This is a genomic window from Providencia sp. PROV200, from assembly GCF_049901995.1.
GTDB classification, from domain to species: domain Bacteria; phylum Pseudomonadota; class Gammaproteobacteria; order Enterobacterales; family Enterobacteriaceae; genus Providencia; species Providencia rettgeri_E.
On record NZ_CP096307.1, the window covers coordinates 3,114,136 to 3,138,697 of the forward strand.

22 protein-coding genes are annotated in these 24,562 nt (G+C 40.4%); 10 read left to right on the forward strand and 12 right to left on the reverse strand.

The features are described from left to right. Positions 1–5: 5 nt before the first annotated feature. Both ybbP and ybbA read right to left on the reverse strand, forming a co-directional pair. A complete protein-coding gene (gene ybbP / locus M1E86_RS14380; protein ID WP_213913920.1) occupies positions 6–2,453 on the reverse strand; it encodes a putative ABC transporter permease subunit YbbP in 2,448 nt (815 codons plus the stop codon). Then, positions 2,450–3,136 (reverse strand): putative ABC transporter ATP-binding protein YbbA, encoded by a 687-nt coding sequence (gene ybbA, locus M1E86_RS14385; protein WP_213913918.1) that lies wholly within the window; start codon positions 3,134–3,136, stop codon positions 2,450–2,452. Before ybbA ends, ybbP begins: the two co-directional genes overlap by 4 nt. Between ybbA and tesA the strand changes: the two genes are divergently transcribed. The 5 genes from tesA (at position 3,104) to M1E86_RS14410 (ending at position 6,992) form a co-directional block, all read left to right on the forward strand. Beyond that, entirely contained in the window at positions 3,104–3,745 is a 642-nt protein-coding gene (gene tesA, locus M1E86_RS14390) for a multifunctional acyl-CoA thioesterase I/protease I/lysophospholipase L1 (RefSeq protein WP_213913916.1), read from the forward strand. The two genes, ybbA and tesA, sit on opposite strands and share 33 nt — an antisense overlap. Before the next feature lie 76 nt (positions 3,746–3,821). Then, positions 3,822–4,625 (forward strand): SDR family oxidoreductase, encoded by an 804-nt coding sequence (locus M1E86_RS14395; protein WP_125891547.1) that lies wholly within the window; start codon positions 3,822–3,824, stop codon positions 4,623–4,625. A gap of 75 nt (positions 4,626–4,700) precedes the next feature. Further along, entirely contained in the window at positions 4,701–5,558 is an 858-nt protein-coding gene (locus M1E86_RS14400; RefSeq protein WP_125891548.1) for a co-chaperone YbbN, read from the forward strand. A gap of 13 nt (positions 5,559–5,571) precedes the next feature. Beyond that, complete coding sequence (locus M1E86_RS14405) at positions 5,572–6,516, forward strand: SPFH domain-containing protein (protein WP_004260315.1); 945 nt, start codon at positions 5,572–5,574, stop codon at positions 6,514–6,516. Then, positions 6,513–6,992 (forward strand): NfeD family protein, encoded by a 480-nt coding sequence (locus tag M1E86_RS14410; protein ID WP_125891549.1) that lies wholly within the window; start codon positions 6,513–6,515, stop codon positions 6,990–6,992. The genes M1E86_RS14405 and M1E86_RS14410 overlap by 4 nt, the downstream gene beginning before the upstream one ends. Here M1E86_RS14410 and cueR read toward each other — a convergent pair. After that, positions 6,946–7,356 (reverse strand): Cu(I)-responsive transcriptional regulator, encoded by a 411-nt coding sequence (gene cueR, locus M1E86_RS14415; RefSeq protein ID WP_213913914.1) that lies wholly within the window; start codon positions 7,354–7,356, stop codon positions 6,946–6,948. The genes M1E86_RS14410 and cueR overlap by 47 nt on opposite strands. 118 nt (positions 7,357–7,474) lie before the next feature. Here cueR and copA point away from each other — a divergent pair, with 118 nt between their 5' ends. Next, complete coding sequence (copA, locus tag M1E86_RS14420) at positions 7,475–10,408, forward strand: copper-exporting P-type ATPase CopA (protein WP_213913912.1); 2,934 nt, start codon at positions 7,475–7,477, stop codon at positions 10,406–10,408. A 94-nt stretch (positions 10,409–10,502) separates the two neighbouring features. Here the strand turns inward: copA and M1E86_RS14425 are convergent, their stop codons facing one another. The 8 genes from M1E86_RS14425 to M1E86_RS14460 are packed head-to-tail and all read right to left on the reverse strand — an operon-like array spanning position 10,503 to position 19,317. Beyond that, positions 10,503–12,134 carry a sodium/sugar symporter gene (locus M1E86_RS14425; protein WP_125891552.1) on the reverse strand — a complete coding sequence of 544 codons (1,632 nt, stop codon included), beginning with the start codon at positions 12,132–12,134 and terminating at the stop codon, positions 10,503–10,505. Positions 12,135–12,149: 15 nt separating this feature from the next. Continuing rightward, entirely contained in the window at positions 12,150–12,908 is a 759-nt protein-coding gene (locus tag M1E86_RS14430; RefSeq protein ID WP_125891553.1) for an SDR family NAD(P)-dependent oxidoreductase, read from the reverse strand. Positions 12,909–12,942: 34 nt separating this feature from the next. Continuing rightward, positions 12,943–14,289 carry an MFS transporter gene (locus tag M1E86_RS14435; protein WP_213913911.1) on the reverse strand — a complete coding sequence of 449 codons (1,347 nt, stop codon included), beginning with the start codon at positions 14,287–14,289 and terminating at the stop codon, positions 12,943–12,945. A gap of 1 nt (position 14,290) precedes the next feature. Continuing rightward, complete coding sequence (locus M1E86_RS14440; RefSeq protein ID WP_125891555.1) at positions 14,291–15,208, reverse strand: dihydrodipicolinate synthase family protein; 918 nt, start codon at positions 15,206–15,208, stop codon at positions 14,291–14,293. Beyond that, complete coding sequence (ilvD, locus tag M1E86_RS14445; protein ID WP_213913910.1) at positions 15,208–16,914, reverse strand: dihydroxy-acid dehydratase; 1,707 nt, start codon at positions 16,912–16,914, stop codon at positions 15,208–15,210. Before ilvD ends, M1E86_RS14440 begins: the two co-directional genes overlap by 1 nt. 18 nt (positions 16,915–16,932) lie before the next feature. After that, complete coding sequence (locus M1E86_RS14450) at positions 16,933–17,793, reverse strand: SMP-30/gluconolactonase/LRE family protein (protein ID WP_213913909.1); 861 nt, start codon at positions 17,791–17,793, stop codon at positions 16,933–16,935. Beyond that, positions 17,793–18,437 (reverse strand): 2-dehydro-3-deoxy-6-phosphogalactonate aldolase, encoded by a 645-nt coding sequence (locus M1E86_RS14455; protein WP_213913907.1) that lies wholly within the window; start codon positions 18,435–18,437, stop codon positions 17,793–17,795. Before M1E86_RS14455 ends, M1E86_RS14450 begins: the two co-directional genes overlap by 1 nt. Position 18,438: 1 nt before the next feature. After that, positions 18,439–19,317, reverse strand: a complete 879-nt coding sequence (locus M1E86_RS14460) for a 2-dehydro-3-deoxygalactonokinase (protein WP_125891559.1) — start codon at positions 19,315–19,317, stop codon at positions 18,439–18,441. 341 nt (positions 19,318–19,658) lie between these two features. Between M1E86_RS14460 and M1E86_RS14465 the strand changes: the two genes are divergently transcribed. From M1E86_RS14465 to ybaK, 4 genes are all read left to right on the forward strand, one after another. Further along, entirely contained in the window at positions 19,659–20,393 is a 735-nt protein-coding gene (locus tag M1E86_RS14465) for a FadR/GntR family transcriptional regulator (RefSeq protein WP_125891560.1), read from the forward strand. Positions 20,394–20,596: 203 nt separating this feature from the next. After that, entirely contained in the window at positions 20,597–21,178 is a 582-nt protein-coding gene (locus M1E86_RS14470) for an HdeD family acid-resistance protein (RefSeq protein ID WP_125891561.1), read from the forward strand. Between the two features lie 157 nt (positions 21,179–21,335). Beyond that, positions 21,336–22,136, forward strand: a complete 801-nt coding sequence (locus tag M1E86_RS14475; protein WP_213913906.1) for a TraB/GumN family protein — start codon at positions 21,336–21,338, stop codon at positions 22,134–22,136. Between the two features lie 21 nt (positions 22,137–22,157). Next, complete coding sequence (gene ybaK, locus M1E86_RS14480) at positions 22,158–22,631, forward strand: Cys-tRNA(Pro)/Cys-tRNA(Cys) deacylase YbaK (RefSeq protein WP_125891563.1); 474 nt, start codon at positions 22,158–22,160, stop codon at positions 22,629–22,631. A gap of 97 nt (positions 22,632–22,728) precedes the next feature. On the opposite strand, the gene ushA is transcribed toward ybaK, so the two are convergent. Then, positions 22,729–24,399, reverse strand: coding sequence for a bifunctional UDP-sugar hydrolase/5'-nucleotidase UshA (ushA, locus tag M1E86_RS14485; protein ID WP_426099139.1), 1,671 nt, complete (start codon positions 24,397–24,399; stop codon positions 22,729–22,731). Positions 24,400–24,562: the final 163 nt, after the last annotated feature.

The window sequence follows — 24,562 nt, forward strand, 5'->3', positions numbered from 1 at the left end:
AGTATTTAACTATTAGGTAAGCGCCGGTGTTGCCCCCCCGTCCCTAACAAACGTAGCCCCAACCAGCTACCGCAAATAGACAGTAAAATTGCTGCACACAAAGGTAAAAACACCCACATACGCCATTCTGGCTGCCAAGGAAAATCAAACACTTTACTTTGCAACAACCATAATGCAATTTCTGCCCCAAATGCCGCGGCAAGCCCTGCCATTAAGCCAAGTAAAGCAAATTCGCTCCACAGGGTTCGACGCATCAATTTTTTACTGGCTCCCAGAGTTCGGTACACCACTAATTCACGTTCCCGTTGGCTCATACCCACTTGAATTTGAGCCAATAATAGCAACAGCCCACAGAAAATAACCAGCACTACCATCACCTCAAGAGCTTGGCTCACTTGCTGAAGAATTTGCTGAATTTGGGTGATAATGGCACCGGTGTCGAGCACATTAATGGTTGGGTAATGGCGGCTAAGTTGCGTTAATAGCTGCCCATCACCTTCATAGTGGAAGCTGCTCAGCCAAGTAGCTGGCATCTGAGAAAGACTTTCTTCAGAGAAAATAAAATAGAAATTCGGGCGCAAGCTTTCCCAATCAACCGTACGAATGCTACTTACTGTCGCACTAAAGACCTGAGCCCCTGCGTTAAATGTAAGTTTATCACCTAATTTCAATCCGAGCTCTTTAACGACCGTTTGCTCAATTGAGACTTCCCCAGCTTTTGGTGGCCATGTCCCTTCGTCAACCACATTCGCTGGCGCTAAATCAGATTGCCAAGTTAGGCTTAATTCACGTCGCACGGTATTATTATTTGGGTCACGTTGGTCGGCCCATTCAATCGCTGACTGGTCATTAATATTGGTTAAACGCGCTAACACCACCGGGTTGAACTCTGTGGGTTTCACATCAAACTCAGCCAATAGCTTGGTGACAGGCTCAAGCTGTGACTGGTTCATATTGATCAAGAAATAATTTGGGCTATCCGCAGGTAATTGCTGTTGCCAACGGTCAAGTAAATCACCGCGCACTAAAATCAGCAGCGCCAACAACATAAATGACAACGAAAATGCACTCATTTGTGTGATGGTTTGCAACGGCTGGCGCAGTAGACGGCTTACCGATAAACGCAAACTTAATTGGCGGAACTTAATATGGCGCAGCCCCCACAAACCAACCCAACCAATCAGCGCCAGTAGAATGGCAACCACGACAATACCGGCCAAAATTGACCACAACAGAGGGTTAACGCCAGCAAATACAAATAAGCCGCCAACCACAATTAAAATAACAATCGGCAGATAATAATATAGCGGCCAAACGGGTGACTTGGCATCTTCACGTAATACTCGTGATGGCTGAGTTGCCATCAGTTGGTAATAGGGACGGCTGCCAACAATAATGGCAATAATAAATAATGTACCGATCGCCCAAACCCAAGGCATTGAACTCGCAGGCGGCAATTCCTTCGGCAACATCGCCCCTAAGATTTGCATTAAAATGCCTTCAAAAGCCAAACCTAATAGTGAGCCAAGTAAAGCCGCAGCAATTAAAATCACTAACCACTGCCCAATAATCCATTGACGTAATGCGCTACGCCCTGCCCCTAAGGTTTTTAATACAGCAATTAATTGATGGCGGCTACGGCAGTAATGCGTCATTGAAACCACAACCGCAGCAATGGCTAGCAGCAGGGTTAATAAAACTGACAGCAATAAAAACTGTTGAGCACGTTGGAAGGTTTTCCCCACTGCTCCGTTATTTTCGCTTAACGTAAACCAACGCTGATCATTTCGCAGTTCTTGCTCATATTTTTGCTGAAATGCGTCAATAAGCTGACGATCACCGGCAAACATGTCGCGATACGTTAATCGGCTACCTAATTGAATTGCTCCTGTTAATGGTGCATCTTCAATTGCTATTAATACTCTTGGGGCAATCTGAAATGGATTAAAACCGCTGTCAGGCTCTTGAATTAATTTACCCGAAACTTTTAGCGTCGCATCTCCAATATCAATGTTATCCCCTACATTGAGGTTCAATAATTCTAATAACCGTGGTGCGACTAATACCTCCCCTTTTATCGGGGTTAACCCAGCCGGTTCAGTGATAAGATCGCCATATAATGGGTATGCCTTATCCGCTGCTTTCACTAACACCAGTTGTGGCCGAGCCTCTTCATCTTCCGTCGCATAAGCCATGGTAGAAAATGATATTTGCTGGCTGAGCGTTAACCCCTCTTTTTCGGCCTCTTGTAACCATGCAGGGTCGCTTGGATGGGAAGATCGTAACACTAAGTCACCCGCTAACAGTTCACGGCTTTGGTAGCTCATGCTATTTTCGATGCGATCGCTAATTCGCCCTAAAGCCAGTACACAAGCAACCGCAAGGGTAAGTGCAAGCCAAACAATCAGTAGTGAGGGGGTTTTCCATTCACGCCAAAACCAACGCCAAATCATGCTTCTTCCCTCAACTGCCCATCGACCAAGCGCAAGCGGCGTTGGCAGCGCGCAGCCAGTTCGTTATCGTGGGTAACCAAAATCAAGGTTGTTCCATGCTCTTTATTCATGGCAAATAATAAATCTGCAATTTTATCCCCAGTATGACGATCAAGATTTCCCGTTGGCTCATCGGCAAATAAAATCTGTGGGCGGCCATTAAAGGCACGAGCCAGTGCAACACGCTGCTGCTCACCACCGGACAACTGTGCTGGCATATGTTTTAGGCGATCTTTTAAGCCTAAATCCGTCAGTAAACTTGCCGCGTGTTGGTAGCTTTCAGACTCAGATTCACCACGTAACAAAGAAGGAAGTTGCACATTTTCAATAGCATTTAAGGTTGGGATCAACATAAAGGATTGGAACACAAAACCGACACTTTGTGCCCGTAAGCGTGCCCGCTGCTCTTCATCCATTTTAGTGAGGTCTTGGCCTAATAAATTAACCGTTCCACTGGAGCCGTCATCCAACCCCGCAATGATCCCTAACAAGGTTGATTTCCCCGAACCTGATTCCCCAATTAACGCAATTGTTTGCCCGGACTCGACAATTAGCTCAACTCCTTGCAATATAGTCAGTTCATGTTCACCTTGACCAACACGTTTAATGAGATGATGAACTTCAAGAATATTATTCGCCGACATATATTGGTATTTCTCCTGTTACTGACTGCAAGTGGGCACGCACTTGCGTCAACTAAGCTATTAATCTTAGGTGATAGCCTGAGTGCAGGCTACCGTTTACCGGCTGAGCAGGCTTGGGCCTCCTTGCTTGCCGAACGCTGGCAGAAACTTTCCCCACCCGTTGCTATTGTTAACGGTAGTATTAGTGGGAATACCTCTGCACAGGGGTTAGAACGCCTTTCCGTTTTACTCGAACAAAACAAACCTAACTGGGTGTTGATCGAATTAGGTGCAAATGATGGCTTACAAGGTCTCCCAGTAGAGCAACTCGAAGCTAATTTACAGCAAATTATCGATCAAATCGTGCAATCGGGCGCGAAACCGCTCTTAATGCAAATTCGCATTCCACCTAACTATGGCAAACGTTATACGACAAGTTTCGAAAAAGTCTATCCGAAATTGGCGCAAAGTAATCAAATCCCATTACTGCCGTTTTATATGGAAACCGTGATAACTAAGCCTGAATGGATACAACAAGATGGTATTCACCCTACCGTTGAAGCCCAGCCATCCATTGCTGATTTTATGGAAAAACAGCTTTTCGAACATATTTTACCGTTTAGTAAATAAAACAGACGTTAAACAAGGTATTAAACGCTCTTTTATACCCGAAATAGATTCAGTTGCATGAAACCAAGGTAAAGTTATGCAAACATCGGCACGAAACAAAAAATCAGTCCTGGTCACAGGTGCATCAAGCGGTATTGGCTTTTGTGCTGCACAAACACTTCGGCAGCGTGGCTACCATGTTATTGTGGCCTGCCGTAAAGAAAGCGATATTTTGCGCCTAAAAGAGCTAGGTTATGACACGGTATCCCTTGACCTCGATGATAAGAATAGCATAGAAACCGCGGCTAAAACGGTGCTAACGCTCTGTAATCATCGCCTTTTCGGATTATTCAACAACGCGGGTTTTGGGGTGTATGGCCCATTAAATAGCGTCAGCCGCGAACAACTTGAAGCGCAATTTTCCACTAACTTTTTTGGTATTCACCAGTTAACTTTTTTGCTATTACCTGCAATGCTAGCACACCATGAAGGGCGGATTGTCCAGACTAGTTCGGTGATGGGAGTTATTTCAACCCCCGGTCGTGGCGCTTATGCCGCCAGCAAGTATGCTCTGGAGGCTTGGTCCGATGCGCTACGCCTAGAATTAGCTGGAACAGGGGTGAAAGTGAGTTTGATTGAACCGGGCCCGATCCATACGGCTTTTACTGAAAATGTTGAACAAACACAAAAAGATAAACCTGTTAAAAACCCAGGTATTGCTTCACGTTTCACCTTAACACCAGAACATGTGGTAGAAAAACTGATCCATGCGTTAGAAAGCCCGCGCCCAAAAGTACGCTATTCTGTCACGTTATTAACCGTTGCAGTGCGCATCTTAAAACGTATTTTACCTGACAAAATAATGGATAGAATACTGGCAAATAAGGGGAAAAAAGCTTGAAAAAAGTAAAATCAGCCCCATTTTATGACTATTGCTCACCAATTCTATTAATAACAAATTCAAAAGAGACTTCTTATGTTTGCTAACGCTCAGATAATTGATATTAACGAAACCAACCTACACCAAGTCATTGAACAATCAATGAACTTACCCGTCATGTTTTACTTTTGGTCACCGCGTAGCCCTCATTGCCAAGATTTCGGTACTATGTTGGAAAAAATTGCCAACGACTACGCAGGGTCATTTATTTTAGCTAAAGTTAATTGTGATGAAGAACAAATGATCGCAAGCCAGTTTGGCTTAAAAGCGATCCCTACCCTGTATGTATTGCAAAATGGTCGCCCTGTTGATGGCTTTGAAGGGCCACAGCCCGAAGAAGTGGTGCTGGAAATTTTATCTCGCGTATTGCCAAGCCCAGAAGAAATGAAAGCAGCACAAGCCGCTGAATTAATTGCAGAAGGTAAAGCACAAGAAGCGCTGCCATTGTTAAAAGAAGCACATCAGCTGAACCCCAAAAATAGCGATATCACATTATTATTGGCAGAAACCCAAATCGGTTTAAATCTCGTTGATGATGCACAAGCTACTTTAGAAGTTGTTCCATTACAGGATAAAGACAGTCGCTACCAAGGCCTAATCGCACAAATTGAATTATTAAAACAAGCTGCGGACACGCCTGAAATTCAGCAATTACAAGATGAATTCAATCAAGATCCGCAAAATACAACGTTAGCCGTTCAGTTAGCACTAAAACTGCACGAAGTGAACCGCAACGAAGAAGCGCTGGAAATGTTATTCAGCTTCTTACGTACCGACTTGGGTGCCGGTGACGGCGCGGTAAGAAAGACCATGATGGACATTATGTCTGCAATGGGGACTGGTGATGCTATTGCCAGTAAATATCGTCGCCAAGTATATTCATTACTTTACTAATTAAGGGTTAAATATGGACTTGTTCGCCTTTGGTGCAATACCGATTATCATTTTTGTTGCTGTCGTTATTGTTTTTACCTGTGTTAAAACAGTACCTCAAGGCTTCCAATGGACGGTTGAACGCTTCGGTCGCTATACCCGTACGCTACAACCGGGCTTGCATATTATTGTGCCATTTATGGATAAAATTGGCCGTCGTATCAATATGATGGAACAAGTCCTTGATATCCCATCTCAAGAAGTTATTTCCCGCGATAACGCTAACGTCACGATTGACGCCGTCTGCTTTATTCAAGTGGTTGATCCTGTACGTGCAGCCTATGAAGTCAGTAACCTTGAGCTTTCAGTCCTGAATTTGACGATGACCAATATTCGTACCGTATTAGGTTCCATGGAACTGGACGAAATGTTGTCACAACGTGATTCCATTAATAGCCGTTTGTTGCACGTAGTGGATGAAGCAACCAACCCTTGGGGTGTCAAAATTACCCGTATCGAAATTCGTGACGTGAAACCACCAAAAGAATTGATTAGTGCGATGAATGCGCAAATGAAGGCTGAACGTACTAAACGTGCTGATATTCTTGAAGCCGAAGGGATCCGCCAAGCGGCAATTTTAAAAGCTGAAGGTGAAAAACAGTCACAAATTCTCAAAGCCGAAGGGGAACGTCAGTCGGCATTTTTACAAGCCGAAGCACGTGAAAGAGCCGCGGAAGCGGAAGCAAAAGCGACACAAATGGTATCTGAAGCTATCGCAGCCGGGGATATGCAAGCAATTAACTACTTTGTGGCGCAAAAATACACTGATGCACTGACTAGTATTGGTTCCGCCGAAAATAGCAAAGTCATCATGATGCCATTAGAAGCCAGTAACTTAATGGGTGCAATTGGCGGGATCACTGAACTAATCGGTGAAAGCAAGAAAACCAGTGCCATGAAAAAGCAGGTAAAAGAATGATAGAGCTTATCAGTGCTCAACCTGCATGGTTTTGGCTGTGTCTTGGTGGGCTATTGCTGGTTGGTGAACTTCTTGGTACCGCGGGCTATCTTTTATGGTCGGGTATTGCTGCAGTACTTGTTGGGGTTATCGTTTGGGCACTGCCATTCATCGGTTGGGAGTGGCAAGGAGTCTTATTTGCCATTTTCACTGTTGTTTCTGCCGTGTTATGGCGTAAATGGTTAAATAATAGGCAAAAAGGCAAAGCGGATAATGTCAATCAAATTAGCCATCAACTCATCGGTGTTAAAGGCCGTTTATTGTCAGATACTGAAGAAGGTTTTAGCCGAGTACGCCTTGCTGATGGCAGTTGGCGTGTCTATAGCGACACACCATTAAAAGCCAACACGGAAGTCGTCGTCATCGCAGTAGACGGCATCACCTTGCAAGTTAAACCTTCTCATGATGACAACACCCACGAGCCAAATGGTCAATAATTGGGCAATCCGCCCCATCATCCCCAGGGCACACGTCCACAAGCTCTTGTAATGTATCTCGAATGGCAGACAATTTAACGATTGTCTGCTCAATTTCATTTATCTTAGCTATCGTTGTCGTTTTTACATCTGCGCTATGTCTGGTTGGATTACGAAACAAACCTAATAGTTCGCCACATTCATCTAAGGTAAAACCCACATCTTTTGCCTGTTTGAGTAATACAAGTTCGTTTAAATGACGCTCTTGATAATAGCGGTAGCTATTTTCTCCCCTTTCAGGTGGTGTAATTAGCCCTTTTTCTTCATAAAAACGAATAGCTTTTGCTGTTAGGCCTGTTTTTTTGGCAATTTCACTAATATTCATAATTCCTCTTGACCTTAACCTTGCTGGAAGGTGTAACCTTTGTTCATTGTCGAATTATAGACCTAATTGTAGATAAAGTTATAGACCCAATACATCAAACGGGTTTGGAGGCTGCAAAATGAGTAACATGATTATTTTAAAATTACAGGGGCTAAGCTGCATGCACTGTGTCGGCTCAGTCACTAAAGCGCTCGAAGGGCGCGGTGATGTCACTAACTTAAAAGTCACTATCGATTATGCTGTGATGGAAAGTGATAGCAATATCGATGACATAATTAAAACCATCGTCGATGCAGGCTATGAAGCTGAGGTGGCTAAGAGCCCAGATATCGAATTACAACTTTCTGGCCTCAATTGTATGAAATGCGCAGGTAAAACACAAAAAGCACTCGAAGAAGTTGACGGTGTCGCCGCTGCTGTTGTCGATACTACTAGCGCCAAGGTATATGGCACTGCTGATGCACAAACGTTAATCGCTGCCGTTCAACAAGCAGGCTACAACGCAGAAATTGCCCAAACTAAGGCGATCACTTTAGCCCTTTCGGGCCTAAGTTGCATGAAATGTGCCGCTAAAACACAACAAGCGCTAGAAGCGGTTGATGGTGTTGAAAGCGCAACTGTCGATACCCAAACTGCTGTTGTTCATGGTACGGCCTCCGCAGACGCCTTAGTTGCTGCGGTTCAAGCCGCTGGCTACCAAGCCACTGCGGATGAATCTCACCCAAAAACTGAGCCGCTGAGTACCACAACTGAACAGCCGGAAGCTGATTCAGCGGCAATCTGTGAGATCCCGGCACAAGAGTCTGATTTAGGTGAACAACCTGAAATTAGCCCAATGGATGACAGTGTACAGTTACTGCTTGATGGCATGACCTGTGCCAGTTGTGTCAATAAAGTTCAGAAAGCCTTAAATAGCGTACCGGGTGTTGAAAATGCACGGGTCAACTTAGCAGAGCGCAGTGCTTTAGTCACCGGAACTGCTGAACCTAACGATTTAATCGACGCGGTTGTCAAAGCAGGCTATGGCGCGGAGATCATTCAAGATGAAGCCAAACGCCGTGAGCGCCAACAAGAAGTCGCGCAAGCCAATATGCGCCGCTTCCGTTGGCAATCAGCATTAGCTCTTGCCCTTGGTATCCCTGTGATGGTATGGGGGATGATGGGCGATAACATGGTGCTGACTGAGCAAAACCATACCATTTGGCTTACCATTGGTGTATTAACCCTTGCGGTCATGGTATTTGCAGGTGGGCACTTTTATCGCAATGCATGGCAAAGCCTAAAAAATGGCAGTGCCACCATGGATACCTTAGTTGCGTTAGGAACGGGAGCGGCTTGGCTCTATTCAATTGTGGTGAATATTTGGCCTGATTTATTCCCAGATCAAGCTCGCCACCTTTATTATGAAGCCAGTGCCATGATCATCGGTCTTATTAACCTTGGTCATGCCCTAGAACAGCGAGCTCGCCAACGTTCATCAAAAGCTCTTGAACGACTGCTAGACCTAACACCGCCAACTGCCCGTGTTGTCACAGAGCAAGGCGAAGTGGATATGCCACTGGAGCAAGTCAAAAAAGGGATGGTTTTACGCTTAGCTACGGGTGATCGTGTGCCTGTGGATGGTGAAATTATCGAAGGCGAAGTCTGGTTAGACGAAGCCATGCTAACCGGTGAGCCGATCCCACAGCAAAAGAGTAAAGGGGATCAAGTCCATGCCGGAACCGTGGTACAAGATGGTACCGTGCTATTCCGTGCCGCTGCTGTCGGTAGCCAAACGACTTTAGCACGAATTATCCACCTTGTTCGCCAAGCACAAAGTAGTAAACCACAAATTGGCCAGCTTGCTGACCGTATTTCTGCGGTATTCGTGCCTGTAGTTGTTGCTATTGCTTTGATTTCAGGGGCTATTTGGTATTTTGTTGGTCCTGCGCCACAAATAACTTACGCATTGGTTATTACCACAACGGTATTAATTATTGCGTGTCCTTGTGCGCTAGGCCTTGCAACACCAATGTCGATCATTTCTGGCGTGGGCCGAGCCGCTGAGTTTGGCGTGCTAGTACGCGATGCGGATGCGTTACAGCAAGCCAGTGAGTTAGATACCATTGTGTTTGATAAAACAGGTACATTAACTGAAGGAATGCCTCAAGTTACGGATATCCATGTGTTTAATGGGTTCGAACAAGACACCGCTTTACAGTATGCCGCTTCATTAGAAAATGGCTCTAATCACCCACTAGCCCGCGCTGTTTTAAATCGCGCAAAAGGTTTAACACTGCCGGCTAATGAACAATTTAGAACCTTAGCTGGGTTAGGCATTAGCGCAGTAATTAACGGCCAAACTATTCTGTTAGGTAACCAAAAACTGTTAGCGCAAAATAATGTTGATACCCTTGACGTAGAAGAAACGCTACACCAACAAGCGACTCAAGGCGTAACACCTGTTCTACTGGCTGTTGATGGTAAAGTTGCCGCACTGTTATCTATCCGTGACCCATTGCGTGAAGATAGCATAAGTGCACTGGCGCGGTTACATAAACAAGGTTTCCGTTTAGTCATGTTAACCGGAGACAACCCAGTAACCGCCAATGCAATAGCCAAAGAAGCGGGTATTGATGAAGTCATTGCGGGCGTCATGCCAGACGGCAAATCTGCTGCTATTGAAGCCTTACAAGCCAAAGGCCACAAAGTGGCAATGGTGGGTGATGGTATCAATGATGCACCTGCTCTCGCTCGAGCTGACGTTGGTATTGCGATGGGGGGCGGTAGTGACATTGCGATTGAGACCGCATCGATTACCCTGATGCGCCAAAGCTTACATGGCGTTGCCGATGCGGTGTCTATTTCAAAAGGAACACTGCGTAACATGAAACAAAACCTGTTTGGTGCCTTTGTTTATAACACATTAGGCATACCTATTGCGGCGGGGATTTTATACCCAATTACGGGGACTTTACTTAACCCTGTCGTTGCAGGTGCGGCAATGGCGCTATCGTCAATAACTGTCGTGAGCAATGCCAACCGGTTATTACGCTTTAAACCTGAGAAATAAGAGCTAACTTATTGATATTTTATTCCTATTATATTAAATAACATATTAAAGGGCCTCAAATTACTGAGGCCCTTTATATTAAAAGTATCGGAAACTACCAGAAAACAGCATATAACATAGCGAAAATAATAAAGATGGCATATGACGAGATATTAAATGCCGTACTCGTTTTAAACTCTTTCGCTGTCAGTATAATCGCCTTCGGATCATCATCACCTGTATTATTAGTCAAACTCACTACAAAAATACAAACAATAGTAAACAGGAATGTATATAGCATTTGATCTAAGAATGGCATACCAAATGGCATCAACTTAAGGAATAAGGCGAATGGAATTGATAAAACCACTCCCCAAATAGCGCCTTTAGACGTTGCTTTCTTCCAGTATATCCCTAATAAGAAGACCGCTAAAATCCCTGGGCTGACTAAACCAGTATATTCTTGAATATACTGAAACGCTTGCCCCAGATTTTTCAATAATGGTGCAATAAAACTCGCAATAATTAATGAAATAATGGCAGAAAAGCGACCGACATTAACTAAAACTTTTTGGCTAGCTTTAGGCGCAATGTACTCTTTATAGATATCCATCGTAAATATTGTCGCGATAGAGTTAAGCATTGAAGCTAATGAAGAGACAATTGCTGCAGTTAAAGCTGCAAATACAAGCCCTTTAACACCTGCAGGTAAAAATTGAGCTAACCATGGGTAAGCTTTATCCGCTTGTTCAAAGCTTGGCAAATTAAATGTCGCATATTCTCCTAATCCAGCCAATAAAGCAGGGTCATTTACAATAACATAAGCTGCTATTCCCGGTATAACCACAATGATAGGCAATAAAAATTTAATAAAGGCAGCAAAAACTAATCCTTTTTGCGCTTCATTTGTTGATTTAGCCGCTAATGCTCTTTGAATAATATATTGATTAAATCCGAAATAGTATAAGTTAGCGACCCACAATCCCCCGAGTAAAACAGCGATACCCGGTAAATTTTCAAATTGAGGGTGGTCTTTACTAAGGATCATTTCGAAATGATCTGGTGCCGCTTGCGTTAATTGGCCTAACCCTGAGAAAAAGCCTTGTTCTCCGCCAATGTAGTCTATCGCTAAAAATGCAGTTAAAAAACCGCCAAGAATGAGCACAAAAACTTGAACAACGTCAGTCCATGCTACAGCAGATAACCCACCATAAACTGAATAGACGACAGCAAATATTGATAGCCCTGCAATCGCATACATCATTGGTACATTTAGAATCGTTTCTAATGCTAATGCACCTAAATATAATACGGAGGTTAGATTTACAAAAACAAATAACCCTATCCAGAAAATAGCCAGAATTGTTTTTAACGATTTATTGTAACGTTTCTCAACAAACTCCGGTATTGTATAGATTCCTTCTTTTAAAAAAATTGGTAATATAAATTTAGCTACAACCACTAATCCTATTGCAGCAATCCATTCATATGCTGAAATCGCTAACCCAATTGAAAAACCAGAACCAGACATGCCGATAAATTGCTCTGCGGATATATTCGCTGCAATTATTGAGGCACCTATCGCCCACCAAGGTAAGCTTTTACTTGCAAGGAAATAATCCTCAGTTGTTTTTGTTTGACCATTTTTCGTTCTGGAAACCCATAAGCCAATTCCAATAATAACGATCGCATAAGTAATAAAAATCACATAGTCTAAAGTACTTAAACCAATTATTTCTGTGTTCATAGTGTATTCTCCACACTAATCTTGCATAACGGCACTACGACCGCCATCAATTAAAATTGTTGTCCCTGCAATAAAACCAGCATCATTACTCGATAGAAATAAACAAAGCTTACCTACTTCTTCCGGCTTACCTATCCGCTTAACACAATGCTTATTTTCAATTTCTTGGCGTGCTTTATGTGAATCAGCAAAAGAGTCAAAATAGGTTTGATTACCTTCTGTATCAATAAAACCCGGTGCAATACCGACCGTTCTTATTGTGGGTCCCCAATTTAACATTAAGCTTTGAACGAGAGATAGAAGAGCCCCTTTGCTAATATTATAAGGTGCGCATTCTGGTAATGTGTGATATGCATGATTAGATGTAATAATAATAATTACGCCATTACTTTTTTCTAATAATGGCTTAAACGCTTTAGCCATTCTCCAATGTGATTTTAAATTCAAGTCAAAATTGTGATCCCAATCTTCTTCCTCACAATCGATACCTTTGAATATATTTTTCCCTGCATTTGAAACTAAAATATTAATTACCCCAAACTTTTCACTTACTATTTTTGAAAAACTTGTGATTTCGTCTTTTTTAGAAACATCAACTTCATAATAATGAAAATTATCAATGTATTTTTCTGCTAAAAGAGAAATGTTTTTATTTTCAGGTTCACAAGCGCATCCAATAACAATATCTCCATTCTTCAAATACGTTTCACAAATACTATAGCCAATACCTTGACTGACGCCAGTAACAACAACGACTCTAGAATTATTATTCATATTAAGATACCTGTTCTATCTTTTGCTATGTTTATTAATTATTTTTTATTTCAGGATTAACTAATTTAGCGGGAATGAGAAATATCAAAGGTGCACACAAAGCAAGAAAACCGGCTAAAATAAGTAACCCAATACCAGAACTACCTGTTAAATCATTTAACCATCCTAAAACTGTCGGCCCAAAAAAACCTGCCAGATTTCCAACCGAGTTGACTAACGCTATACCAGCAGCTGCAGCAGTTCCTGAGAAAATCGCACCCGGTAAACTCATATAAGTAGGGATCAGAGCTAAAGTTCCTGAAATCGCAACACAAATCCAAAACATCATTGCTATTGTTGAACCTTCATTTAAAGAACTAAATACTAGCCCTATAGAACCTAATATCGCAGGAATAGCAATATGCCAACGTCTCTCTTTTTTAAGATCTGAGTGATAACTATTCCACAACATAAATACAGAACCAAATAAATAGGGTAATGCCGCTATAAAGCCAATAGATAAGTCATCAGTTATCCCAGACGATTTAATGATAGATGGCAACCAGAAATTAATTCCATAATAACCAATATTAAAACTAAAGAAAATCAGTGATAATAGCCAAACATATTTATTTTTTAACAAATCTTTCAAACTAACAGCAATTTTTCCATCGCTATTTTTCTTCTTTTGCTCTCCATCTTTTTTTAGATCATTTTGTATGACCAATTTCTCTTCATCTGTTAACCATTTTGCTGATTTAACATCATTATCTAAATATTTTAAAACAACAAAAGCCAATAAAAATGAAGGTATTGCTTCAACCAAGAAAAGCCATTGCCAATTGTACCAAGGCCCAACACCGTCAAATATTTTTAGAATAAAACCTGATAGTGGGCTACCTAAAATTGTCGATAAAGGTGTTACTAATATAAATAACCCCAATGTTTTAGCTGAACGCCATGATGGAAACCATAGCGTCAAGTAGAAAACAATCCCTGGAAAGAATCCTGCTTCCGCAACACCTAATAAAAAACGGACAACGTAGAATTGGGTCGGTGTTTGAACAAACATCGTTAATGCAGATAATATTGACCAACTGACCATTATTCTAGCGATCCAAAACCTCGCACCATATCGCTGCATTAATAAGTTGCTAGGTACTTCAAATAAAAAATAGCCAATAAAAAATATACCAGCGCCGAGCCCGTAAACTGTATTACTAAAGCTAAGATCCTCCTGCATATGTAATTTTGCGAAACCTACATTTACTCTATCTAGGTAAGCAAAAAAATAACATAGCACAAGGAAAGGAATTAACCTAAATATCACTTTCCTATAAACTTTATCTTTTTCTTTCTCTATTATTTTATCATTTTCAGAGAACAGTGATGAATTAGCCATATCACCCCCCACCTTTAATTGGTGTTAAGTTAAATTCATTCATAAATTTAGCAATTATTTTCATATCATCATTATTCAGTGGGTAATTGGGTTTTCGACAATAATCGCTTTTTAAAATCCCTCTTTCATTTAGAATTGTTTTTTCTACTTGAATAATATATTCGCAATGTGTCATCCATTGAGTAATATATTTCAATAATCGACCATGTAACTCCCTCGCTTTATCTTTTTCTTGATTTATCCAAAGACGATATATTTCGACATAAATTTCCGAAAAAGAGCAGCCTGGCATAACACCTTTCCCACCAATATCTAGCATGTCAAGCATATAGAGGCCTGCATAGCCATTAAGTACTACAGCATCAGGGGCATAGCTCAAGAATTCTTGGGTATATTCTGTCGGAGGATTACACTCTATTTTGAAAACCGCATTAGGATAAATTTCACTCCACTGCGCCATTTTTGATGGCGTAATAAGAAACCCCGTTTCATTGGGAGCATATTGCAACATAACAGGAATTGATACTGATTCTAATACCTCTTGAATATGCTTCTCAACCGCAGCCTGAGATGGATTCAAAAAAAAGGGAGGAAGCAGCATCAATGCATCCGCACCAAGCTGTTCATATTTTTTTGCTCTTTTAACTGCATTTTCAGTTGAATGATCAGTGACTGACAATGCCTTATAAAAATTAACCTCTGATTGATTAAGGTAAATATCTGCTAGTAAATCACGCTCATAATCATTAAATTTAGCAAATTCACTCGCAACACCAAATAGCGTTGCACCATTAACACCAATCGAATTTAAATAAGAAATAATATTAGAAAAACCCTGTTCATCTATTTCACCATATTTATCAAATGGTGCAGCAATAATTGGATTAACACCAATTATGTCTTTAACTTGATATTTCATTACAGATCCTCATCATCAATAAATATAGCGCCAAGCGCTGCTGAAGAAGTACTTTTTCGATATAAACGTAAAAAACCACGGGGAACTTCTTTTCGAATTGGAGTCCAATTTTGCTTTCTAGAATCTAAAATTTCATCTGATACTTTTAGTGATATTTGTCGATTAGGAATATCTATAACTATAGAGTCACCATCTTCAATTAAACCAATAATCCCTCCTTCTACAGCCTCAGGAGACATATGGCCAACAAATAAACCTCGATTAGAGCCAGAGAATCTTCCATCTGTAATGAGTGCACAACTGTCTGATAAATTCATACCTTCGAGTAATTTCATCGGTAGGTACATTTCAGGCATGCCCGGCCCTCCTTTTGGCCCCTCATAACGTAGGACAAGAACGCTACCAGGTTTTACTTGACCATTCATAATTGCATCAACAGATTCTTTCTCACTATTAAAGGTGATTGCTTTGCCTTCAAAAAACATCAGGTTTTCAGGAACCGCGGCAGGTTTAACCACACAACCTAGAGGCGACAAATTACCTGTCAGAACCGCAATTCCTGACTCTTTGCGAACAGGATCACGCAAGGTTTTTATGACTTCTGGGCGTGTTGTCTTCACATTTCTGGCTAACAAAGCACCTTTTTCTTCACCATCAACAGTCATTGTGTCTGAAAATAAAATAGATGAAATTTCATGCTCGACGGCAGGAACGCCACCTGCTTCCCAATAATCAATCATGTCGTGCTCTGATGCGGGATATAAAGCAGATACTAGAGGAACTTTATAACTCAATTCATCAAATGATTTTAAAGGCAAGTGCCCTAGTCCTGCTTCATAATGAATCGCTTGTAAGTGAAGAATGGCATTCGTTGACCCGCCTGTTGCCAGTAGGTAAGCCATTGCATTATGTATAGATTTCTTATTAATAATTTGACGTGCGGTGATATCTTTCAGTACTAAAGAAACTATCTTTTTTCCTGACTCAATAGCAATCAACCTACGCTCCTTCGATACCGCAGGCAACGTGCTACCACCAGATAAAGACATCCCCATCGCTTCTGCAATACAGCACATCGTATTCGCTGTACCATACATTGTGCATGAACCTGGCCCAGGCTCTGCGATATTTTCTATATGTTCAAATTCGGCCTCATCGATTAACCCTTGTTTTTTCCATCCAATTGCTTCCGTTATTATGTTTCCGTCCCAATGTTTTCCTTTATATTCAGCTGGATACATTGGTCCACCATTAACAAGGATCGCAGGGACATCTAAACGCGCTGCGGCCATTAGCATAGCTGGAACTATCTTGTCACAAGAACCGAGTAGCACCATTCCATCAAATCGATGCGCCCTCATCATGCATTCAATAGAAGCGGTGATAACTTCACGGGATGCTAAGACATAACGCATACCAAAATGACCTTCCGCAATACCATCACAAGGCGCGATAGTACCGAAAACCATACCGACACCGCCTCCTTCATCGATCCCTTTTAATACATTTTCGGTAAGTTCATTTAGATTAACGTGACCCGCAGTTGCATTAGTGTAGCTATTAACTACCGCAATAACTGGGCGTTTTAATTGTTCTGTCGTGTGGCCACTTGCTTTATATAGAGCTCGTTTTAAAGCCCCACTGTCTCCTTGTAAACTCGGGTTAAAGTGTGTATTACAAGAAGAACACCCTCCACAATTACTCATTATTTTCTCCATCAATTTTTACAGTACAAATGTATTACTAGGTTGACCAATAAAATTTGTTTTAATGGACGTTACCATTCCATCATTTATCGTTATTTTTTCTAATCCGTCATAAGCAGAAGTTACATAAAGAGTTGAATGGTCAATTCCTGAAAATAGGCAACTTGTTGGTTGAGAGGAATCAACTATTATTCTTCCTATTAATTGCATTGAATTATTCAGGTCGTATAAAGCGAGACATTTATCTCCCCAGCAAGCATTAATTAAAATACCCTCTTTGGTTAGAGCTGAACCATCTGCAATATAATTAACTGGATACTCTTTAATCGCATTTGTATTTAAATCTTTTCGATAAAAAACTTTACGTCCTGAGTCTGCAAACCAAAACCCACCGCCAAACCACTGCATGGTATTCGGGATTAGTAAATTAGAATGAATACAGTTCAATTCCTTTCTTTCAGCATTGAACTCATAAATCACACCAATAGGATTATTCGCATTTTTATCCATTACACTGATAAAAATATTTCCATCAGGTGAGACTTGGCATTCATTTGTTCTTATTTTTTTATTATTAAATTTAAATTCAAAGTAAACACTCAACTCTCTTGTCTTATAGTTTAAGACATAAATTCCATCGATATTAATCAAAACAAATAGGTCTTTTATATTTGTAGGTAAAACAGCACTTGTTAACGTTGGAATATTCTGTACTTCTATAGCATCACTTAAATTAGGGTAAAACCTAAACAATTTCCCTTTTTTAATATCAACCCAAAGTAGTGAATTCGTGTGATAACACCAAATTGGTGACTCACCCAATTCAGCTTGGGGGCTTTTTATAATTTTAGTATCAAATGCAAAAATACTTTTTGACATTATCGATTATTCCATGCATCAATTAATTCATCTGCATTTTTCAAGACTTCTTCAACGCTCATCGTTGGCTTATATAGGCTTCCACCAATACCGAATCCATTAGCCCCTGATTTTATATATGCGTTTAATTGATTCGAATCCGCGGAAATCCCCCCAACAGGAAAATATAAGCCTGTTTTAGGCAGAACAGTTAACATTGCACTCAGTACTTTTGGAGTGATCATATCTGCGGGATAAAACTTTAAAATATCTGCACCATATTCTATTGCATTAAAAGCTTCAGTCACTGTGTAAACACCAGGACAACTAATCATTTGTAGATATTTAGTTTTTCGAACAACATCTTCATTCAAATTAGGCGATATAATAATTTCCCCACCAATATCTTTGATTTTTTGAACCTGTTCTGTTTTTAGAACGGTTCCTGCACCAATAATTGCTTGGTTACCAAACTCTTTAATTAACAATTCAATAACTTCATATGCATAATCGGTATTTAAGGGTACTTCTATATATTTTATCCCCTTATTAATCAAACCACGACAAACTGGAATTGCATGTTCTACCGTTAACCCTCTCAATATAGCAATAAATGGATATTTATTATTACTCCAATTCACCTTAAACTCTGTTCCATTTTTCATTTTAATTACCTAATTGATTAATTAATTTGTAAGCACCTTTTAGAAAGCACTCATTACCAGACACATACTCCATATTTAGTCCAAAGTATTTTCCTGCGACAATATATTTTTCACCTAATGACTCATTTGTAATAACCCATATTTTGTTTTCACACTCAACATTATTTAATTCGATTCCAATTAAAATCCCCGACAAGTAACTACCAACATACTCAGCAGGTATTTCTTTATTTAATTGTTTCGTTCTGGCAGAAAAAATTAAATGTGTAAATGGGATATTTTTCTTTGACTTTTCGAGTCCCATTAAGAAATATTTTTCATTATCAATCTGTTTTGGTAATCCTTTACCAATCATTGATGATTTTATTAATAAGGAGTAGAGTTCTCCCGTCATAAAGCTAGTAAAGGTTTTAATTTCACCATGAGAAATAACGCTGTGCTTACTATGTGTGCCAGGCAAAATTGCATAAGTATCCGCACTGTCTACTAATCCTAGTAATTGGGTTTCTTCTCCACGCATAACATCTGGTAATGCATACTGGCTTAGATTTTGAATACCTGGAACAATCCATGCTTTACTACCCCAGTATGTGGTTATTTCTTTCAGTGACTCAGTTAATCCCTTTGCGGTTATTGGTACTGCTTGATATGGAACTTCATACCACCCTTTTTGGGAACCAACCATTCCAGCTAATAAAATAGGAAGGTGCCCTTTCGATGTCAGCCAATGCTCAATATTACGGTGTAAAACAACATCAAATTGATTTTCAGTAACGGATAAAATCCCTTCGGTTCCAATAACCTCATCAATGACTTCATCTTTTTCCATTAAAAAGGCACGAAAATTTGTAGTACCCCAATCAACCGCGATCCAATACACTTTGTCCACCCCTCAATCTTGTAATACAAGTTTATATAATTTGTATCACATGATTTTATTGTGTCAACTAGCTCAAAATAGGAGGAAAATAATAAACAATTGATAATGCTGGATTTACTGGCATTTGTGGGATAATTTGTTTTTATTATTTGTTATCTACGTCTACTTTTTTGTAAGTATAAGATTTACCTTACAGTAAAAATAAACTGTATAGCTGACGGTAGAATCGATATCCGTTACGCTATTGTAATCACACGAACAAAGATCAGCAGGCAGTTGGACGTCAATCATGATAGATTGTTACAGTCCTCACTATTACATCAAAATAAGGTTTTAATTTAATGGCCGAGCCTCAGCAAACATTAGCTCAATCGATCATGCAACAAATCGGGATGCAAATTATTCTTGGGCATTATAAAGACAATATGCTGCCTGGTGAAAATGAGCTCGCACAACAATTTTCTGCGTCAAGAACGTCAATTCGCAATGCACTACAGCAACTTTCTAGTAAAGGGCTTATCTCTATTCAACCAAAGAAAAGAAGTGTTATTAATCCAAGAGATGAATGGAATTTTCTTGATTTCGACCTACTTAAATGGGTTGGCAAAGCAGGAGTTTCTCCTGAACTATTCAAACAGCTCGTTGTATTAAGACTCATGTTTGAACCTAATGCTTCTGCACTCGCCGCCAGCTTTGCTACAGGGGCAGATTTAGCAGACTTAGAGAAAGCCTGGTTTTTAATGCAAAAAGGCCATGAACAAGATTCTTTGGCTTTATTTGAACAAGGTGATATTGACTTCCACTACGCATTACTCAAAGCATGTCATAACCCTTTTTTATTCTCAATTGGGAATGCTATTCAAGAAGCACTCATTTTATCGTTTAAACATACGCAAGAAAAAAGTGCGAGAGAAACAACCGAGTCAGTTAAAATGCATAAATTATTGTTTGATGCGATCCGCTTAAAAGACAGCCATAACGCAAAAAAACTGATGAAAGAAATTATTTTAACTGCTGCGACTCGTCATTTTCCAAATTTAGATCAAGAAAAATATTTAGATATTTTAGATCACTAACTAAAATTGGCCATAATATTGATAGTTTCCAGATTCTATTTACACTATACATCGACTTCCCTACGTCATTTAAAGTATAAAAATGATGCAAACTTACACGAAGACAACTAAAGCGGATTAAATTTATACTAACTGAGATGTTATTATGTGAAAGCTAAGCCTATACTTATAAATAGTTGGTTATTTAATATTTGGAGTACAAAATGCTTAATATTGATCGTGAGAAACTCGCCAAACTTGCGGGAGAAGAGTTTAAAAAACAACGCACCTTTCTAATGATCTTATCCATTTTACTGTTAGCGGGTGGGCTTTTTTGTATCATCAACCCGATGATCTCCGGTATTGCCGTCAGTACAGTACTGGGCGTACTCCTGATTATTGGAGGTGTTGGTGCAATAGTCAGCATCTTAAGCACGGTGATTTATACTGGTTGGTCTCGGTTGTTTGGTTTTATTATTGGCCTTATTTATATTATTGTCGGCTACTCTTTCATTAAAGACCCATTAAAAAGTCTGGTCGCTTTGGCTATTTTAGTCGCAGCATTATTTATCGTGGGTGGAGTGATCCGGCTCTATGTCGGTTTCCAAAAAATTAGCTCAGCCAGTGGCTGGTTACAAATCATCATTGGGCTGCTAGATTTCTTTATTGCCTATTTACTCATCGGTAATGGCCCAATTACATCAATTACCTTACTGACAACCCTAATTGGGATCGAAATGGTGTTTAGTTCCTTTAGCTTATTCGCTTTACTCAGTGTATTTAAAAGCATTAGTAAGAATAACTAACCTTATAATGCCCCTGTAATAGGGGCATTTTTTTGCATTATTTCGCCTCCACGAAAAAAACAGTTAGCTAAAAAATGCGTAATCAATGATAAGCATTCGCAAATTGCAGCAAGATTGTTTAACCTAATAAAATGAGAAATAACGCAGGGACGAAATCGTGGGCAAACTGATTGAAAATTTTAAAAATTGGCTTCATACGGAAACCGCTCCGGTTTATCCTTACCCTGCTATTGATATTCGGCTATCAAAAAAATGCAAATTGCACATTGTGGGTAGTATCCATATGGGAACAGAAAATATGTTTCCTTTATCTGCCACATTACTCGATAAACTCAATTTCGCAGATGCCTTAATTGTTGAGGCAGATATCACTGAGACATCTCCCCCATTTCCTAATGATGCAGCAGAATATCTTCCTGTCGAGCAGCGGTTAACCCAAGATGAATATCATCTTTTTCAACAATATTGTTTAGAGCTCCGCCAATCCCCCGAGCGTTTTGATACCTTACCCTCATGGCAAATTGCCCTGATCCTACAAGCGACGCAAGCTCAAGAACTCGGGCTCAGAGGCCATTATGGTATTGACTACCAACTTATCCGTAATGCGCAATCACAACTCAAACCGATTATTGAGTTAGAAGGAACCGCCTCTCAAGTTGAATTGCTGCTTTCTTTACCTAATAATGGGTTAGCGTTATTACAAGATTCGTTGAACCACTGGCGTGAAAACGCGCGCTCGCTACAGACAATGATAAGCTGGTGGCTAGATTACCAACCCAACAATCGCGCCACTTTACCCAATACCTTTAGCGAAGACATTTACCAAGTATTGATGAAGCAACGAAATGCGAATTGGAGCGAACAGCTTAAGTCACTTCCTGATGGTAACTATGTTGTTGCCGTTGGTGCATTGCATCTGTTTGGTGAAAATAGTCTGGTAGAATATTTGCGAAATTAAGTGATACATAGAAGGCTCAAAATGACCCCAGCCGTTAAATTACTCGAGAAACAAAAAATTTCCTTCACATTACATCCCTACGATCACGACCCAAATGAAAGTAACTTTGGTGATGAAGCCGTACGAAAACTTGGGTTAGATGCCAAACAAGTGTTTAAAACCTTATTAGTTGCACTCAATGGCGACCAAAAAACGTTAGCCGTTGCCGTTACCCCTGTTTCAGGGCAATTAGACTTAAAATTAGTCGCTAAAGTATTCAAAGTGAAAAAAGTAGAAATGGCTGATCCACAAGTTGCGCAAAAAACAACTGGGTATTTACTCGGTGGCATTAGTCCATTAGGCCAAAAAAAACGTCTACCAACGGTAATTGACGACCAAGCTCAGCAATATGCCACACTGTTTATTTCAGGTGGAAAACGTGGACTAGATATTGAACTTGCGCCTAACGATCTCGCAAAAGTACTGAATGCAACCTTCGCGGAAATACGGAAATAGCATTGCACTTTGATGATATTAAGGATTATTGGATAGTATTAAACTAAAAAGCCCCACTGTGAAATAAAGTGAGGCTTTCAAGGTAATAATGGTTTAATTATTTATTATTATAAATAATTTCACCTTTTGGTTCATAATCTGCCGCTTTCAGAGGGGAATGCTTTTCAATATACCCTTTGAGAACTTCTGCATCGACAAAACCGGTATTAACGTAATTAGGGTGGTTGTCAATTTTTGGATAACCGTCTCCACCAATCGCATTGAAGTTCAAAGTTGCCATACGATAGGTTTTCTCTGGGTCAACTGGCTTACCATCAATTTTGACATCACTAATCGTGCCGTCTTTATTCAACGTTAAGTTCACATTGTAAAACTGGCCATACGCCCCTGCATCTGGTTTCATGTTTGCAACCGCAGTCAGGTATGGGATCACTTCATCGCCTTTGAAATCCACATAAACTAATTCATTGGCAAACGGCTGAACTTTAAGAACATCTTTATAAGTAATATCGCCACTTTCGATAGAGTCACGAACACCACCACCGCTCATAATCGCGAAGTCTGCCCCTGCGCGTTCTTTCTGTGCGGCTAACAGAAGGTGCCCCATATTGGTTTGAACAAAACGTACTTTGCTGCGATCGCCTTCGAGTTTACCTTCAACAGATCCCACTTTAACGCTTAGTTGCTTGTCACCTTTTTCTTGATAAGGTGTCAGTAATTTCATCATATCAGGGTTATGAGCAATTTCTTGCGTATAGTAAACTCGCTCGCTAGTTCCATCTTCTTTTGTGACTTTTTTCTTCAAGTTAATTGGGATTAACTGGTAATGCTTCAGGGTAAACTTACCGTTTTTAAATTCAAAATCCGCGCGGCCAACATATTTACCCCATTCATGGGCTTGCACAATCCAAGTCCCATTTTGGTTATCTGGTGCACATGGTGTACCGGGTACATAGTCTTCTTGTTTGTAGTTTTTCTTTTCTTGAGACATACAAACAGGATCTTGTGAGTGACCACCCACTATCATATCTAAATAGCCTGCGGGTAAGCTGCGCGCCATTTCGACATCGCCTGGGGCATTGGAGCCATGATTGCCATCGTCATAGTGGCCCATATGCGTTGCGGCGATGATAATGTCTGGTTTCTCTGTCGCACGGAGCTCTTCAACCACTTTTTTCGCTTCGTCCGCAGGCACACGGAATTCAACATCAGGGAAGTTAGCAGGGTTACCGATACGCACAGTATCGTCGGTTGTCAGCCCCATTACTGCAATTTTCACACCTTGTTTATCAAAAACTTGGTAAGGTTTGAAAAGGCGTTTGCCTGTGCTGGTTTGATAAATATTGGCTGATAAAAACGGGAAAGTTGCCCATTTTTCTTGCTGACGCAGTGTTTCAAGTGGGTTATCAAACTCATGGTTTCCTAATGCCATCGCATCGTAACCCACTAAGTTCATTCCTTTAAAATCGGGTTCTGCATCTTGTAAATCAGACTCTGGTACACCGGTATTAATATCACCACCAGAGAGCAATAAAACACTACCCCCTTGTTTAGCGACTTCGTCACGGATTTCATCAACCACCGTTTTTTGCGCGGCTAAACCATATTCTCCATGGTCGTTGTGGCAGAAATGGCCGTGATGGTCATTGGTATGTAAAATGGTAATATTGTATGTTTTGTCTTTTTCCCACGCATTTGCCATAGTCGCGGGTATTAACGCTAACGATACCGTTAATGCGCATACGGATGCCTTAAATGCAAGTTTCATACATTTCTCCCTGCTGATATAGGAATTTTTATTCAGTCATATTAGATTATAGTTTGTCACTACCTGCTGTTTTATAGCACAAAAATATGATCAGGATTTGATACCTATTGCAGAATAAGAAATTCGTTTCATAAAAATGAGATCGTCATCAAATAATTAACCG